Source organism: Arthrobacter sp. 10T413_2 (assembly GCF_056394205.1).
This window is the reverse complement of sequence record NZ_JBFTHK010000029.1, coordinates 1-15,474: the sequence shown is the minus strand read 5'-3', so window position 1 is coordinate 15,474 and position 15,474 is coordinate 1. Positions and strand designations below refer to the sequence as shown.

The 15,474-nt window shown below is 64.7% G+C and carries 15 protein-coding genes and 4 pseudogenes; 10 read left to right on the top strand and 9 right to left on the bottom strand.

Annotation, left to right across the window (positions count from 1 at the left end):
• The first annotated feature begins 21 nt into the window (after positions 1-21).
• The 3 genes and pseudogenes from AC1DBQ_RS07305 to AC1DBQ_RS07295 all read left to right on the top strand — a co-directional run.
• A complete protein-coding gene (locus tag AC1DBQ_RS07305; RefSeq protein WP_476927868.1) occupies positions 22-1,083 on the top strand; it encodes an NAD(P)-dependent alcohol dehydrogenase in 1,062 nt (353 codons plus the stop codon).
• Positions 1,084-1,142: 59 nt separating this feature from the next.
• Positions 1,143-1,478 (top strand): annotated as a pseudogene (locus AC1DBQ_RS07300) (PfkB family carbohydrate kinase); the annotation flags it as partial.
• 128 nt (positions 1,479-1,606) lie between these two features.
• Positions 1,607-2,032, top strand: a pseudogene (locus AC1DBQ_RS07295) (PfkB family carbohydrate kinase); the annotation flags it as partial.
• On the opposite strand, the gene AC1DBQ_RS07290 reads toward AC1DBQ_RS07295, so the two are convergent.
• Both AC1DBQ_RS07290 and AC1DBQ_RS07285 read right to left on the bottom strand, forming a co-directional pair.
• Positions 1,991-2,668: an NAD(P)H-binding protein gene (locus tag AC1DBQ_RS07290; protein WP_476927886.1), complete on the bottom strand. Its 678-nt coding sequence runs from the start codon at positions 2,666-2,668 to the stop codon at positions 1,991-1,993. The pseudogene AC1DBQ_RS07295 and the gene AC1DBQ_RS07290 overlap by 42 nt on opposite strands.
• 17 nt (positions 2,669-2,685) lie before the next feature.
• The gene (locus AC1DBQ_RS07285) at positions 2,686-3,567 is read right to left on the bottom strand and encodes a helix-turn-helix transcriptional regulator (RefSeq protein ID WP_476927867.1); all 882 of its coding nucleotides are present in this window, start codon (positions 3,565-3,567) and stop codon (positions 2,686-2,688) included.
• 102 nt (positions 3,568-3,669) lie between these two features.
• Between AC1DBQ_RS07285 and AC1DBQ_RS07280 the strand changes: the two genes are divergently transcribed.
• From AC1DBQ_RS07280 to AC1DBQ_RS07260, 5 genes and pseudogenes are all read left to right on the top strand, one after another.
• On the top strand, positions 3,670-5,163 hold the full coding sequence (locus tag AC1DBQ_RS07280) for an MFS transporter (protein WP_476927866.1): 1,494 nt from the start codon (positions 3,670-3,672) through the stop codon (positions 5,161-5,163).
• A 132-nt stretch (positions 5,164-5,295) separates the two neighbouring features.
• Positions 5,296-6,177, top strand: coding sequence for an aldo/keto reductase (locus tag AC1DBQ_RS07275; protein WP_476927865.1), 882 nt, complete (start codon positions 5,296-5,298; stop codon positions 6,175-6,177).
• Positions 6,178-6,213: 36 nt separating this feature from the next.
• Positions 6,214-6,967: pseudogene (locus AC1DBQ_RS07270) on the top strand (aldo/keto reductase).
• 148 nt (positions 6,968-7,115) lie between these two features.
• Positions 7,116-7,448, top strand: a complete 333-nt coding sequence (locus tag AC1DBQ_RS07265) for a carboxymuconolactone decarboxylase family protein (RefSeq protein ID WP_476927864.1) — start codon at positions 7,116-7,118, stop codon at positions 7,446-7,448.
• An 8-nt stretch (positions 7,449-7,456) separates the two neighbouring features.
• Positions 7,457-7,858 (top strand): (R)-mandelonitrile lyase, encoded by a 402-nt coding sequence (locus AC1DBQ_RS07260; protein WP_476927863.1) that lies wholly within the window; start codon positions 7,457-7,459, stop codon positions 7,856-7,858.
• A 61-nt stretch (positions 7,859-7,919) separates the two neighbouring features.
• Here AC1DBQ_RS07260 and cls read toward each other — a convergent pair whose 3' ends face one another.
• The 3 genes from cls to AC1DBQ_RS07245 form a co-directional block, all read right to left on the bottom strand.
• Entirely contained in the window at positions 7,920-9,386 is a 1,467-nt protein-coding gene (cls, locus tag AC1DBQ_RS07255; protein WP_476927862.1) for a cardiolipin synthase, read from the bottom strand.
• Positions 9,387-9,415: 29 nt separating this feature from the next.
• Positions 9,416-9,562: a hypothetical protein gene (locus AC1DBQ_RS07250; protein WP_476927861.1), complete on the bottom strand. Its 147-nt coding sequence runs from the start codon at positions 9,560-9,562 to the stop codon at positions 9,416-9,418.
• Between the two features lie 251 nt (positions 9,563-9,813).
• On the bottom strand, positions 9,814-10,701 hold the full coding sequence (locus AC1DBQ_RS07245; protein WP_476927860.1) for a helix-turn-helix transcriptional regulator: 888 nt from the start codon (positions 10,699-10,701) through the stop codon (positions 9,814-9,816).
• Positions 10,702-10,825: 124 nt separating this feature from the next.
• On the opposite strand from AC1DBQ_RS07245, the gene AC1DBQ_RS07240 reads away from it, so the two are divergent.
• Both AC1DBQ_RS07240 and AC1DBQ_RS07235 read left to right on the top strand, forming a co-directional pair.
• Positions 10,826-11,842, top strand: a complete 1,017-nt coding sequence (locus tag AC1DBQ_RS07240) for a zinc-dependent alcohol dehydrogenase family protein (RefSeq protein ID WP_476927859.1) — start codon at positions 10,826-10,828, stop codon at positions 11,840-11,842.
• 78 nt (positions 11,843-11,920) lie between these two features.
• The gene (locus tag AC1DBQ_RS07235; RefSeq protein ID WP_476927858.1) at positions 11,921-13,120 is read left to right on the top strand and encodes an MFS transporter; all 1,200 of its coding nucleotides are present in this window, start codon (positions 11,921-11,923) and stop codon (positions 13,118-13,120) included.
• Between the two features lie 163 nt (positions 13,121-13,283).
• Here AC1DBQ_RS07235 and AC1DBQ_RS07230 read toward each other — a convergent pair whose 3' ends face one another.
• The 4 genes and pseudogenes from AC1DBQ_RS07230 to AC1DBQ_RS07215 all read right to left on the bottom strand — a co-directional run.
• Positions 13,284-13,589: a hypothetical protein gene (locus AC1DBQ_RS07230; protein ID WP_476927857.1), complete on the bottom strand. Its 306-nt coding sequence runs from the start codon at positions 13,587-13,589 to the stop codon at positions 13,284-13,286.
• A 219-nt stretch (positions 13,590-13,808) separates the two neighbouring features.
• Positions 13,809-14,429 carry a DUF998 domain-containing protein gene (locus tag AC1DBQ_RS07225; protein WP_476927885.1) on the bottom strand — a complete coding sequence of 207 codons (621 nt, stop codon included), beginning with the start codon at positions 14,427-14,429 and terminating at the stop codon, positions 13,809-13,811.
• A gap of 558 nt (positions 14,430-14,987) precedes the next feature.
• Entirely contained in the window at positions 14,988-15,230 is a 243-nt protein-coding gene (locus AC1DBQ_RS07220) for a hypothetical protein (RefSeq protein ID WP_476927856.1), read from the bottom strand.
• A 56-nt stretch (positions 15,231-15,286) separates the two neighbouring features.
• Positions 15,287-15,474 (bottom strand): annotated as a pseudogene (locus AC1DBQ_RS07215) (hypothetical protein); the annotation flags it as partial.

Here is a 15,474-nt window from a genome sequence, read left to right as displayed (position 1 = left end):
ATTAGAAAAAGGATCACTTCGATGACAACATCAACCGCACAGTCCCGCACCTCCGGATATCCCGAAGTACCGGCCACCATGCGCGCCGCCGTCCTCAAACGCCAGGGCGACATGGCCATGGAAACCCTGCCCGTCCCCAAGCTGGAAGCGGACCAGGTCCTGGTGAAGGTCGCCGCCGTCGGCGTCTGCGGCAGCGACGTCCACTACTACGAGCACGGCCGGATCGGCGACTACGTCGTGGACCACCCGCTGATCCTCGGCCACGAGCTCTCCGGCCGGATCGCCGCCGTTGGAAGCGCTGGTGACCCGGGCCGCATCGGCCAGAGGGTCGCCGTCGAACCGCAGCGGCCCTGCCGGAAATGCAAGCAGTGCAAAGCGGGACGGTACAACCTGTGTCCCGACATCGAGTTCTACGCCACCCCGCCGGTCGACGGAGCCTTCGCCGAATACGTCACCATCCAGAGCGACTTCGCCTACGACATCCCGGACAGCGTCAGCGACGAGGCAGCCGCCCTCATCGAACCGCTCTCCGTCGGCCTCTGGGCCTGCGAACGCGCCCGGATCAAGCCCGGCAGCMGGGTCCTGATCGCCGGCGCCGGCCCCATCGGCATCATCGCCGCCCAAGCCGCCCGCGCCTACGGCGCCACCGAAATCTACATCAGCGACATCGCCGAAGACCGCTTGGCCTTCGCCCTGAAACACGGCGCCACGCACGCCCTCAACGCCAGGACCGACAGCGTCGAAGGGCTCGACGTCGATGCCTTCATCGAYGCCTCCGGCGCCCCGCAGGCCGTCCGCTCGGGCATCAAAGCCGTGGGCCCCGCCGGCAGGGTCATCCTGGTCGGGCTCGGGGCCGACGAMGTCGAACTCCCCGTCTCCTACATCCAGAACCGCGAAATCTGGCTCTCCGGCGTCTTCCGCTACACCAACACCTGGCCCTTGGCCATCCAGCTCATCGCCGACGGCCAGGTGGACCTGGACATCCTGGTCACCGGCAAGTTCACCCTCGCCGAATCCGAAGAAGCCCTGAAGGCGGGCAAGCAAACCGGCCAGCTCAAAGCCGTCGTCTACCCGGGCCGCTAGGCCCCTCAACTCCGGGACATCAGCAACCACGCTCAGCACCAACCTGCAAGGAAGCACACATGCCACCACCCGAGAACGGTCCCCACCCAGACCTCTCTGACAACGTCCCCCTGGTCACCGTCATCGGCGAATCACTTGTCGACATCATCGATGACCCCTTCCGAGGAAACACCACGCCCGAAACCCACCCCGGAGGCAGCCCCCTGAACGTTGCCGTCGGCTGCGCCCGCCTGGACCTCCCAACCAGCCTCATCACGCACTTCGCCGAAGACCGCCATGGGCGGATGATCGCCGAGCATCTGGACAGCAACGGCGTCCATGCCATTGTCGGCGGTTCCCTGCCGACATCAACCGCGCTGGCATCCCTGGACGCCACCGGAGCCGCGCAATATTCGTTCGCCGTCACTTGGGATATTAACGGGGCMTCCATCCCGGCCCTGGCAGCAGTGGAGAGCTCACTCMATGTCCACACCGGCTCCATCGCGACGGCGCTCCCCCGGGCGGGACGTCGGTACGGGGACTCATCGAGGCGGCCCGGCCCCACGCCACCATCAGCTTCGACCCCAACTGCCGCCCCGTCATCAACCCCGAACCGGCTACCGCCCGCCAACGGGCAGAAGACTTCGTTGCCGTCGCCGACATCGTCAAAGCCAGCGACGAAGATCTCCGCTGGCTCTACCCCGACCGGACCCAGGACGAGTCGATGTCAGCGTGGCTGGAGCTCGGACCATCGTTAGTGGCACTGACCCGTGGCGCCCAGGGCCCCGTGATCCTCACCCGACGCTGCCGTGTGGAGATGCCCGGAGAATCCATCACCGTGACCGACACCGTCKGGGCAGGGGACTCCTTCATGGCCGCACTGATCTCCGGACTCGCGCAAATGGACGTACTCGGGGCCGCATCCAGATCACGCCTGCAAGAGCTTAGCCCGGACGAACTGCACGCCTTGGCCGCATACGCGAACAAAGCCGCTGCGATCACTTGCTCCCGGCAGGGAGCAAATCCACCCGCCTCCGGAGAATTGGGATCGATGACCGGATTCTTTGCTGCATCGGAGGGATAGGAGCAGGAGCCCCGATTTAGTCCCCGGCTTTGAGGCTTCTTGCTGTGATTGTGGCGAGGTCGTGGCGGAACATTTGGGGCTCAAAGGCGACAGGGAGGTCGACAATGTCTTCGGCTGCATCAAGAGGTTACCGCTGGCGCGGATGAGCCGCTCACTGCGCAGCTTCCACTGGGCGTAGGCGACGCCTGGTCGTGTGGTGCCAATAGCAGTCATGAGCGCGATGCGTGTCCGGCGGCCGCCCAAGGCTTTGAGGACGTTGGCGACGCCGGTGTAGTCGTTATCCCGCACGTCGCGTTCGCCGCTCGTGGATCCGTGGGTGAACACGATTGCGTCGACTCCGTCGACGGCCGGGCAGACGGTTTCGGGACGAGTCAGATCCCCGATCACCAGTTCCACACTTTCGGGAAGAAGTCGGGCGGCGCGGGCGGGGTCKCGCACGAGCGCCCGGACCGCGTAACCCTGCCGCAGCGCCTCGGCCACTKCGTGGCGGCCGATGCTGCCGGTGGCGCCAACGATGAGCACGGTGGAGGGACGGTCGATCACTTCTTCTCCTTGAGGGGGATCTGCGGGGTGGGCTGCTGGGTCGCGGCCCAACTGGCCAGGACTTTCAGTGCATCCTCGGAGGGTGTCCCGGGATCTGCTGTGTACACGTTGATGCGCAGTCCCGGGTCAGCTGGCAGCTCGAGTGCTTCAAAGCTCAAGTCCAAGTCCCCGACGATCGGATGGTGGAGCCGCTTCCGGCCGGCGCGGTGGTACTTCACGTCGTGACGGGCCCACCGGGTGCGGAACTCCTCGCTGCGGGTTGAGAGTTCACCGATCAGGTMCGTGAGGTCCTTGTCGTAGGGGTTTTTCCCGGCCGTGGAGCGCAGGACTGCGACGACGTCATCCGCTGCGCGTTCCCAATCGGCGAAGAACTCCCGCGCTTTCGGATTCAGGAAGGTGAAGCGTGCGCTGTTCGGCGGAGTGGGCCTCTCTGCCATCATGTCCAGATAAAGGGCACGGCCCAGTTCGTTGGCGGCGAGGACATCCCCTCGGTCGTTGCGGACCCAGGCCGGCGCCGTCGTGATCGCATCGATGACGCGCTGCACGCTCGGCCGCACCGTCTGCGGGCTGCGCTTGCGCCGCACCCGGGGGGAGGCGGTGGCGGCGCGAGCAAGGTCAAAAAGGTGGGCCGTTTCGGCGTCGTCAAGCTTCAGGGCACGACCGAGGGCTTCAAGGACGCTATCCGAGGCGCCGGAGAGGTTTCCCCGCTCAAGGCGTATGTAGTAATCGATGCTCATTCCGGCGAGCATGGCGACTTCCTCGCGGCGCAGCCCGGTAACGCGCCGGTTGCCGCCATAGGCCGGGAGGCCGGCCTCCTCGGGCGTGATCCTGGCACGGCGGGAGGTCAGGAATTTCCGCACGTCGTCGCTGTGTGTCATGGCATCCACGCTACGCGCGGTCGATGCGACGAGGGAGGGACTGGCATTACCCGGAACGACAGTGACTCCCGACCCGTAAGGAACCACGGTTGCATTGAAAGCATGAAACCTGCACCCGCAACCGCTCCCCACCCGGCGGCGACCCTGGCGACCATCCTCGTCAGCTACTTTATGATCCTGCTGGACAACTCGGTCATCTTMACCGCGCTGCCGAGCCTGCAGGCCGATCTGCGGCTGAGCACCGGCGAGCTTTCGTGGGTTCAGGATGCGTACACGCTGGTCTTCGGCGGACTGCTCCTCCTTGGCGCCCGGRCAGGCGATCTGCTCGGCCGGCGCCGTGTCTTCGTCTTCGGGCTGGTGGTGTTCTCGATCGCGTCCCTGCTGATCGGCGTCGCCCCGGCGGGGTGGTGGGCGATCGCCGGCCGCGCCGTCCAGGGCATCGGAGCCGCGATCGTCGCGCCCGCGTCACTGTCCCTACTCACCGCGAGCTTCCCGGAGGGCCGCGAGCGCACCCGGGCCGTCGCGTTGTACGGCGCTACCGCAGGGATCGGCGCCAGCCTCGGGCTGGTCATCGGCGGCGCGCTGGCCCACTGGATCTCCTGGCGCGCCGGGTTCTTCGTCAACGTGCCCATAGGCGCCGCGATGATCGCCCTCGCGCCGCGGTTCATCCCGGAAACAGGCCGGGCCCGCGGCCGCTTCGACGTATTCGGCGCGCTCAGCGCCACCCTCGGTGTCGGCGCTCTCGTATTCGGCGCGCTCAGCGCCACCCTCGGTGTCGGCGCTCTCGTGTTCGGCATCATCAACACCACCGACGCCGGTTGGACCTCACCGGTCACAATCACGGCCGTCAGTGCCGGCGCCGTGCTCGCGGTCGTATTTGTGCTGATCGAGCGCAGGGCGGCCCAGCCGATCATGCCCTTGCGGCTGTTCGCGAGCCGCCGCCGCACCGGCGCCTACCTGGCCCGCTTCCTCTATCTGGGCGCAATGATCGGGTTCTTCTTCTTCACCACCCAGTACCTGCAGGAAGTGCTGGGCTTCGACCCGCTGCAGGCCGGCATCGGATTCCTACCCATGACGGCGGTCAACTTCGCMGCCGCGATGAGCATCCCCCGGCTCGTTGGCCGGATGCCGGGCTCGGTCCTGCTCCTGACCGGGATCCTGCTCACGTTGACGGGGATGTTCTGGCTCAGCCGAGCCGGAGTCGACTCCGCATACCTGACAGGGGTGGCTCTGCCGATGATCCTTATCGGGGCCGGTCAGGGCCTCGCTTTTGCGCCACTGACCTCGTTCGGCATCATCGGCGCCCCCGCGGCCGACGCCGGCGCCGCATCCGGCCTGGTGAACACCTTCCATCAGGTCGGCACCTGCCTCGGGCTTGGTATCGCGGTCGCTGCCGCAGCGACCGTCCCGACCACGGGGTCTGCCGTAGCGCACCTGGCCGCGCAGGTCAGCGTTGCGCTGACCACGGGCAGTGTCCTGCTCCTCCTTGCCCTGGCCGTCACCGCGGCCCTCATTCTGCCCGCAGACCTGGCGGCCCGTCGCACCAGGGCACCCCGGATGGCCGTGCCCGTACCGGCGGCCGAGCGCGTCCGCTGAGCTGGCCGGCCCGGCAAACTCAGGGCAACGACCAACGAACGGCACCCCTCGCGGTGCCGCCTCCCCCTCGATAGAGGTAATGATGTGCCCTCCCACAACGGCRCACCTCTGAATAYCGTGAAAGGCATGGACATGAAACTTACTCTCAACAACGGCATCACGATGCCCGCCCTCGGTCTGGGCGTCTTCCAAAGCGCCCCCGAGCAGACCACGGCCGCCGTCGAGGCCGCGCTTGCTGCCGGCTACCGGCATATCGACACCGCCGCCGCCTATGGCAACGAGCGGGAGGTCGGTGCGGGCATCCGCAACTCGGGCCTGGACCGTGCGGAGGTGTTCATCGAGACCAAGGTCTGGGTCAGCGACTACGGCTACGACCAGACGCTGCACGCTTGGGATAAAGCGACCGGCAAGCTCGGCGTCGACTACCTCGACCTGCTCATCCTGCACCAGCCCGCCCCCGACCGCTTCGAGAAAACCATCGCCGCGTACAAAGCACTCGAGCGCCTGCTCGCTGACGGGCGCGTGCGGGCGATCGGCGTCAGCAACTTCATGCCGCACCACCTCGAGCAGCTGCTGGCGACCACCGAGATCGTCCCGGCCGTGAACCAGGTCGAACTGCACCCCTACTTCACCCAGCCGGACGTCCAGGCAGCCGACACCGAACACGGGATCCTCACCCAGGCCTGGTCGCCGATCGGTGGCATCACCTTCTACCCGGGATGGGGCAAGGACCGCAGGAACGTGATGGAAGACCCGACGATCACCAGCATCGGACAAACGCACGGCAAGAGTCCGGCACAGGTCATGCTCCGCTGGCATTTGCAGCAGGGCCGTTCAGCCATCCCGAAGTCGACCAACCCKGCACGCATCGCCGGGAACTTCGACATCTTCGACTTTGAACTCAGTGCCGACGAACTCGCCGCTGTYGACGCACTCGATACCGGCGTGCGCAACGGACCGGACCCGGACGAGGCCCGGCTGGAGCGCTTCGCCATGGTCATCCCCGAAGCCTGAGACCGCCGCAGCCTAAGACCGAGAGAAGACACCACCATGGAATATCGCCCACTTGGCCGCACCGGCGTGCAGGTCAGTCCCTTGTGCCTCGGAGCGATGATGTTCGGCCCCTGGGGCAACGACGACCGCACGGACGCCATCCGGATTATCCACCGTGCCCTCGACTCTGGCATCAACTTCATCGACACCGCCGACGTCTACTCAGGCGGGGCATCCGAGGAGATCGTCGGGCAGGCACTCGAGGGACGCCGCGACGACGTGTTCCTCGCCACGAAGTTCTTCATGCCCATGAGCGAGGACCCCAACCAGCGCGGTGGATCCCGCCGCTGGATCATCCGCGAGGTCGAAGACTCCCTCCGCCGCCTGAACACCGACTACCTCGACCTCTACCAGGTCCACCGGCCCAGTCCCGACACGGATGTCGAGGAAACCCTCGGCGCCCTCACCGACCTCGTCCGCGCGTCCSAATGCCCGGTTCGACATGTCAAGCCCGGCCAACCAGCGAAAACTCGACGTCGTCGAAGATCTCGCCCAGTTGGCCGAACAATCCGGGCTGACGCTCGTCGAGCTCGCCAGAGCGTTCGTGATCAACCACCGAGGCGTCACGGCAGCGATCGTCGGACCGCGCACCATGGAACAGCTCGAGTCCTACCTGCCGGCCGCCGACATCACTTTGTCCAGCGACGTTCTGGACCCCATCGATCAGCTCGTCGCCCCCGGCGTGACCGTCAACCCCGACGACGACAGCTACGGTACCCACGAACTCACGGTGCAGGCGCGACGGCGGTGACAGACGTGACCGCCACGGCGGTAAATGCGCTCCATGGCACCCTGTGCGAGCCGATGGTGGCCGGGGACGTGGCGGAGCTGGACAGCATCCTCGCCGAGGACTTCACGCTTTGACGCACGAAAGATTCCAAACCGAAAGAAGGATCATCATGACTAACCAACCCAAGCAGCTCGGAGGCGGCAGAAAGATGTTCGGCGACTTCGCGCCAAAGCTTGCCGCGCTCACCGACGACGTGCTTTTCGAAGACGTCTGGAACCGGCCTKAACTTTCCCCACGGGACCGCAGCCTCATCACCGTGGCCGTGMTCACCGCTGGCGGAAACACCGACCAGTTGGGCTTCCACCTCGGTCGCGCCTTCGAGAACGGCGTGACCCAAGAGGAGCTCATCGAAGCAATCACCCACGTCACGTTCTACGCCGGCTGGCCCAAGGGCATGTCTGCCATGGGCGTAGCCAAACAGCTCTTCACAGACAACAAGTAAGGAAAATCATGAACATCGAACCCTCCGTGCCCACCACGAAAAACCCGGCCGCCCAGTTCGCAGGCGACGTCTGGCTCGACCCGATCGCGCTGCCCCACGAGTCTGACCAGACGATGGTCGTCGCKACCGTCCGCTTCGCCCCCGGAGCACGCACAGCCTGGCACTCCCACCAGCACGGTCAGTATCTGCGCGTCACCCAAGGTGTAGGCCGTTTCGGTACCCGAGACKGAAAGATCATCGAAGTACATCCCGGCCAGACCATCTACACCCCGCCCGGCGAGGAGCATTGGCACGCCGCCGCCCCGCGCTGCTTCATGGAACACATTGCCATGCTCCAAAACGGCGAAGACCCGTCCAAGACCACTACTTGGGGCGAGCACATAACAGACTACGAGTACAACGGCCGATAACCGCGGCTTCCCCCCCAAGGGCTTCGGTGTTTTCAGCGCCGTCGGGTCTGGACCCTTTTCCCTATTGGAGGGACGCCGTCAGGCGCGCCAGGTTGTCGAATACTTTTTGCGCTATGGGCCGCCGGATCCAGTCCTCGAGCTGCAGCTCACGGCTTTCCACGCGGTACCCGTCTTCGATCTCGCGAATTGCGTCCACAAATCCGCGCCCGTGCACAAGTACGGATACTTCCATGTTGAGGCTGAAAGAACGGACATCCATGTTGCTGGACCCAATCACCGCAACCTCCTCATCGATGGTGAAGTGCTTAGAGTGCAGCACCTTGGGCGCCCGGTAAAGGTAGATTCTGACGCCGGCGCGGAGCAGTGCCTCGTAGTAGGAACGCTGCGCGTGATAGACCATGCTCTGGTCTCCGACCTCGGAAACAAAGAGCTCGACGCTTAGCCCCCGCGCGGCTGCCGTGACAATAGCCATCAGGATGGATTCGTCCGGGACAAAGTATGGACTGGTGATGCTGACGCGACGCTCAGCTTTGTGGATAAGCGTCGCGTAGAGCTTCAAATTGTTGTCGTTGTCGAAGCTGGGACCACTGGGCAGGACCTGTGCGTCAACGAGCGCAGAACGTTGGCTGACTCCTAGGGGGCTTGAATCCAGTGGCAGTATCACACCCGTTTCGCTGTACCAGTCCGTTGCGAAGACCGCATCCAGCTCCCGGACCACAGGTCCCTCGATGCGCATCATCAGCTCGTGCCACTGGAGCCCGCGCTTCAGGTTGCCCTTTGTGTCGTAGCTCGCGTCAATGACGTTCTGGGACCCAGTGAATCCCACGCGKCCATCGACGACGAAGATCTTCCGGTGATTGCGCAGGTCCGGCCYCTGCCATTCGCCGCGCCACGGCCGCACCGGCAGCATGGGGCGATATTCCGCCCCTATCTCCTGGAGGAAGTCCAAGGTCTCTTTCCGGCCGGGAAACTTTAGGCCAGCCAGATGATCGGACAGAACCCGGACGTCAACGCCGCGTGATCTTGCTCGGGCCAACGCTTGAAAATACGGCGCCGTCGTTGCGTCCAACACCAGGATGTAGAACTCCACGTGCACATAACTGGTGGCCGAATCGATCTCAGCGATCATGGCATCGAAAGTGCCGTTGTAGTCGCCTAGCAGGGTCGMACTGTTGCCCGCGACCATAGGAAGCGCCCCAAGGTTGCTGTTCAACACCACCGCCGAATGCAGCCATTCCGGCCAGTCAAGGCCGCGGCTGATAAGGGGGCTGCCTTCAGTCCGCGCCAGGACCAGAGCGTTGACTTCGCGCTGTTTGTCCCGACGCGCCTTGGGAAGTTTCGAGTAACCGACAAAGAAATACGCGACGGCACCAAGGATCGGTATGAAAATTATGGCGAGCACCCAGGCAATTGCAGAAGATGGACGGCGATTCATCGACACGAGGACAGCTGCGACGGTCACGAGTAATATGTGGGCCGCGAGCAGGAGCAACGCAAACGTTTCAGCGTCCTGGAAGAATCCGCGCACGGCTGCCTACTTCGTTGCCGCGAAGGCCGTCAAACCAGCACCCGGCTCTTGATTCTTTCAAACTGATCGCGAAAAAGGTCACCGATGATCGCAAAAACACCAAACAGGTAGGCAAAGAATACGGACGCGGCAAAGAACCACCAGAAGATATCCCACGAGTTTTCCCAGAAACTCATTTGTGTTACCTGCTCTCAAAGATGCGTTCTCGTTTCCGGKACGGCCTGTCCCTCAGCCCTACCCGTGGAGGGTATGACTATTGTTGGCGTTAAGCCCGGCATGGGCCTCACCCGCTGCGGGTGAAATCCCGGAAATGCTTGGAGCGAATTCCGGGAACGAGTTCATGAGCGTCGGGCCGAAGGGCTGCTCATAAATAGCTCGAGAAGAGAAAATCCTTATGCTTTCAGGAGCCAGAGCGGTGAAACTCTTGTCAGCTCGTGGTTCGGTGCCCTTCGGTGGGTGTGTGCTCGCTCGCTCCCCAGCTTGCGAGGAGGCGGAGTCGTTCCGMTGAAGGGGAGCCTGGCTCTGCGGTGTAAACCATCAGCACGAGGCCTGGCTCGGCGGTGATCGCGAGTTCTTCGTACGCCAGGGTAAGTTCCCCGGCCACGGGGTGATGGAAGCGTTTTGTTCCGGAGCCATGGGTGCGTACGTTGTGCGCGCCCCATAGTGCGCGGAAGGTCTCGCTTCGTGTCGAGAGCTCTCCGACAAGGTCCTGCATTGTGCGGTCGTGAGGGTCCCGGCCCGCTTCGGCACGCATGATGCCGACGCACATCTCGCTGAACAGCTCCCAGTCGGGGTAGAAGTCGCGCGAAGCCGGGTCGAGGAACTGGAACCGCGCTAGGTTCGKGGTGCGGCCGCTGTCTCCGATCACCGGCGAGTAGAAGGCGCGCCCCAAGGCGTTGGTCGCGAGCAGGTTCTGGTACGGGTCGCGGACGAATGCGACACCCTCGGTGATCGCTTCCAGCGCCCACTGCAGGCTCAAGCGGGCCCCGGCTTGGGTGGTGGCGCGTTTGCGGAGCCTCCCGGAGGTGKGGATGCCATCTGCCGCCCGGGCCAGGTCGAACAAGTGGGCACGCTCTGTGTCATCAAGACGGAGGGCACGGGCGACGGATTCGAGCACGGACGCTGACGCGCCCGCAATGGAACCGCGCTCGAGCTTGGCGTAGTACTCCACGCTGACGTCGGCGAGTAACGCGACTTCGCTGCGCCTCAGCCCGGCCACCCGACGATTCGACCCTGCGGTAATGCCGGCGTCTTCAGGTGTGAGTCGTGCGCGCCGCGACATCAGGAACTCTCGCACTTCGGMCCGGTTATCCATGGTTCAAGGGTAAATCGGCAGGGAGGAACGGGGGGTTCCCTCTCGGTACACCCCTCAACAGAGACTCCCCCGCGCACGGAAAGAAAGCTTGACTGGTTGGACCCCATGAACAGGAGAGCAAATTATGCGTGGTGTTGTCATGTACGCCCCCKGTGACGTGCGCGTCGAAGAACTTGAGGATGCGAAGATCGCAGAGCCCACCGATGCGGTGAWCCGGCTCGCTGCAACGTGCATCTGTGGTTCTGACCTTTGGCCGTATCGCGGAATCGAGATGCTGGATGGAMCGGCCCATATGGGTCACGAGTATGTGGGCGTGGTCGAGCAGATCGGTCACGACGTGACGAACGTCAAGGTCGGAGACTTCGTTGTCGGCTCCTTCGTCGCGTCAGATAACACGTGTGAGGTCTGCCAGGCCKGCTACCAGTCCGGCTGCATCCACCGCGTGTTCATGAAGGGCACCCAGTCCGAACTCGCCCGCATCCCCCACGCGGACGGCACGCTGGTCCCCACCCCCGGAGTACCTGAGGCAGATCTGCTGCCCTCGCTCCTGGCCGCCTCTGACGTGCTCGGCACCGGTTGGTATGCCGCAGTCGCTGCCGAGGCAGGGCCCGGCAAGACGATCGCCGTGGTCGGAGACGGTGCCGTCGGACTCTCGGCGATCCTCGCCGCCAAGCATCTCGGCGCCGAGCGCATCATCGCTTTCAGCCGGCAMCCGGAGCGCCAGGCGCTGGCCCGTGAGTTCGGCGCAACCGACATCGTCGAAGAACGCGGCGACGAGGGAGCCGCAAAGATCAAGGAGATGACCGGCGGATACGGCGCCCACGGCGTCGTCGAGGCCGTGGGCACCCAGGAATCCATGTGGCAGGCCATCCACGCCGCCCGCGGTGGCGGCCGCATCGGCTACGTCGGAGTCGGCCACGACGTCGAGCTCAACGGCCTCGACCTGTTCTTCACGGGCGTACGGCTCGAGGGCGGCCCCGCCCCCGTGCGCCGTTTCCTGCCCGAGCTGATCCAACTGATCTGGGACCGCAAGATCAACCCCGGCAAGGTGTTCGATCTCACCTTGCCCCTGGAGCAGGCCCCCGAAGGCTACAAAGCCATGGACGAGCGCCGCGCCACCAAGGTGCTGCTCACAGTCTGATCCGTGGGATAGGCCTCCCGCCGCGTCCGATCTCCAAGCCCGATACCCGGCATCACCGCCCCGCACGAAAGGAGCCACATGACAACCGTCCCCACACGAACACCTGCACCAGAAGCCAAGGCACAGCAAAASCTGCCTTTGGTCGCGCTCGTCGTCCTGGCCGCAATGGGGTTCATCCTCGTCGCTACCGAAACCATGCCAGCCGGCCTGCTCCCCGTCATCGCAACTGGCCTCCACACAAGCGAAGGAACCGTCGGTCTGCTCGTCAGCGCCTACGCCCTCGGGACGGTCCTCGCCACCATTCCCGCGATCACCCTCACCCGCGGCATGCGACGAAAGCCGCTGCTGCTCGCGAGTATCGCAGGACTCGTGATCGCCAACACGCTCACCACTTTCTCCCCTGAGGCGACACTGTCTCTCGTCTCACGATTCCTCGCCGGCGCGTTCTCGGGAATCATCTGGGGAATGCTCGCTGCCTACGGCCGCCGCATCAGCCCACCCCAGAACGCCGGGCTGTCCCTGGCCATCGTTTCCACGGGTGCGCCCCTCGGGTTCGCTTTCGGCACCCCCCTCGGCGCCTGGATCGGAACGGCCTTCGACTGGCGATGGTCCTTCGGCGCGCTCTCCGTCCTCGCACTCGTCGTCGGCGCACTGATCGTCGCATTCGTCCCTGATGCCCCCGGGCAACCGGCCACGTCGCGGCTTCCCCTGGGGCGCGTGTTCCGGATCCCCGGAGTCGCCCTCATCCTCACCGTCATCGTCGTCTGGATGCTAGCCCACAGCACCATCTACACCTACATTGCCCCCTACCTCCGCGCCACAGAAACCGGCCTCTCCACCGACCTCGTCCTACTGATCTACGGCATCGCATCGGTCATCGGCGTGGCCATCACCGGAGCGCTGCTGGACCGCCACCCCCGGTCCCTCCTGCACCTGAGCGTCACCGCGTTCGTCGCATCCGGAGTCATACTGCTCATCGGACACACATCGGCCCTGGCCATCGTGATCGCCGCCGCCCTCTGGGGCGTCGCCTTCGGCGGTGCGTCAGCCCAGCTGCAGGGCCCGCTAACCACCGCAGGAGGCGAAAACGCCGACGTCGCCAACGCGTTCCTCCCGGTCGCCTTCAACATAGCAATCTTCGGCGCTGGCATCCTCGGCGCACTCCTCCTGACGCCGTTCGACGGGCTGGCGCTACCGGTAGTCATGATCGCCCTCGGCATCGCAGCCCTCCTGCTCACGCTGTATGGCCGACAGTCGGCATTCCCCCGCCGCCTCTGAGCAAATCCAGTTACTGCAATGAGGGCAGGCACGGTTGGGGGACTCTGCAAATAGCGCTCACGCGGGCTCCACGGGCCACGACGCACTCAACCTACTCGCCAGCTGAGCCACCACAGTATGCAGCGAAACACGGCTCAAGACGACCGACTCAGCCCATCAGCGGTCAGCCCGCGCCCTGGCCCTCGCGGGCCACCTCTTCCAGAATCCTAGCCGTCGGCGCTGCCGTCATCAGCTGCCCTATCACCTCGGGTTTGTCCCACACCTGGCTGCGCAGCCGTTCCAGAAAGACGGTCGCGGCGTCCTTGGTGTCGAAGTCGAGGAGCACGGCCACGCTGTTCTGGTCCTCCGTATCCCGGAACAAGCGGACAGACCGGGCGCCCGAGGCGGCTMGGCCTGCGGGATCGCTGTCAAAGACGTTCTTAAAAGCCTCGTAGTCCCGGACCGGATAGCTAATCTGCAGGGTGAACATCGTCGTTCCTTTCCCTCGGGCTGTGTCAGGACCACGATAGGCCGTCCCGCGTCATCCCGGTAGGGCCGGAGGGCGGCCTTGCTCCCCTGCGGCGCGGCCTCGAAACCTTCGGCCGTCGCTAGACCAAACTCTTCCGGCCGGCCGTGGCAGGTTCGACCGGCCCGGTGTAAACKGGGCCGCGGGGCCACAGTTTGCTCCGCCGATGACTCGAGTCCAGACCTACGCCCTCGTTGATGGGCTGTGTTGCGGGAGGCGGCAAAGGTGGCGCAGCCGGAATGCGACCGCGAAGATCCAGGCCATAAACGTGACCAGAATGGCCCGTTGCACGAGACCTTTCCAGTCGAAGAGTCCGCTCCCGGGCTGCTGGCTGATCTTGAGCAGAACGATCCCGAGAGTAAGGACCACGCCGCTGAGAAGTGTCCACCCCGMCAGGGGGCGCCAGGCCGGGTCCCTGCGGAAGCGCCGGTAGAAAACGAAGCAACTGAACGGCGCGAACGTGAAGACGATGGCGCCGAAGATACCGTGCACCATGCCATGCGGACTGGTTTGGCCGAACATCGCCGACGGGTCGGTGACGAACGGCCCCGAGGCAATCAGGCTGACGCCGATCCCCTGCACAAGAAACGGCCCGACCCGGGAAGCCGCGCCGGCGCTGAAATAAGCGGTCAGACCGCGGCCGAACATCAACACCAATGCGCCCGTCAGCACGAAGTTGAGGACCTGGACCCACCCATAGGGGCCAAGAGCCAGCTCGCTGACGAACATACCCGTCCAGGAATAGCCGGGGTACAGCCACCCGTAAACGGTGAAGACGGATACAAATAGAACGGCGCCCGCCATGCCCGCCACGGCCCCCACCTGGACGCKCCGTCGGGCGGCCGCCGACAGGCCGGGGACAGGGCTCGAGATCACAAGGTGGAGCCTAGTACGATCCGAGGGTCGAACGACACGCCGTCAAACGCGCCGCCTAGACCGAAGCCACCGCGGACCAGGCCACACCAAGTTCCGAGCTGGAGAATCTCTAGGCCCTCGCGGAAGTCAGGACATGGTTCCGCCCGTTCCGTAAGCACGCACGCAACCTGTCCTCTCTCCCTCTCCCCGCCAGGATCTCGGGTGTCTGACACAACCAGCAAGACATGGCGGCAGCGCCAAAAATGAATGGTCCCACGGCAAGGTCAGTGCCGAGCGCTMCCAAGACGTGTCAGGGCCGGTCACCTTGTTCATGGCCACGTTCGGTCGGACCCGTGTCCCGTCATCACCCTGCGGTGTGTGGCATCGGAAGCGTCGGCGTGGAGGAGTCCTAACTTGAAGCGAGGTTGCTCACGGCGAGCGCGATGAACGTGCGACGAGCAGCAGGGGCGTCAGCACGAAAGACATCACCGCCCACCTCGAATCTTGTTAGGCCGATGCCGAACCGCCGACGGCGATCGAGGTGAGGATGTCCGACGGGAACACCCMCAAGAGCAKGAAACCGAGCCGGAACGCGTCCTCCGGTTGGACCTCTTCAAKCCTKCCCATCCATAGGGGCGTGGACGGCGTTGGCGTCTCGTACTTATGCACCGCTGCGGCCAGCAGGAGGGCCAGGATGATGATGTCGAGGGTGGATTTCCAGGTTCCCCGGTTCGATGCCCCGGCGCCCACGCGGTAGATGATCGTCGATATTGAGCGGCCCGCTCCCGGGTGGTTGCGTCGGCCGATCAGGACGAAGCGGCTTCGATGATCTTCTCATCGCCCTCGTTCACGGCCTTGACCACGGCGTCGTAGTCACCACTGTCGATGGCTTTGCTGACCTTCTTGGTGGCCTTGCCGACCGCCTTGTCGACGCGGTCGAGGTAGCGAGGTAGAGGTCGTCGACGACGGCAACGATCGCCGAGGAGCCCGGCGG

Coding starts and splice junctions, on each gene's coding strand:
- AC1DBQ_RS07250 (WP_476927861.1), bottom strand. CDS start 9,562: ATGAGTTTCTGGGAAAACTCGTGGGATATCTTCTGGTGGTTCTTTGCC.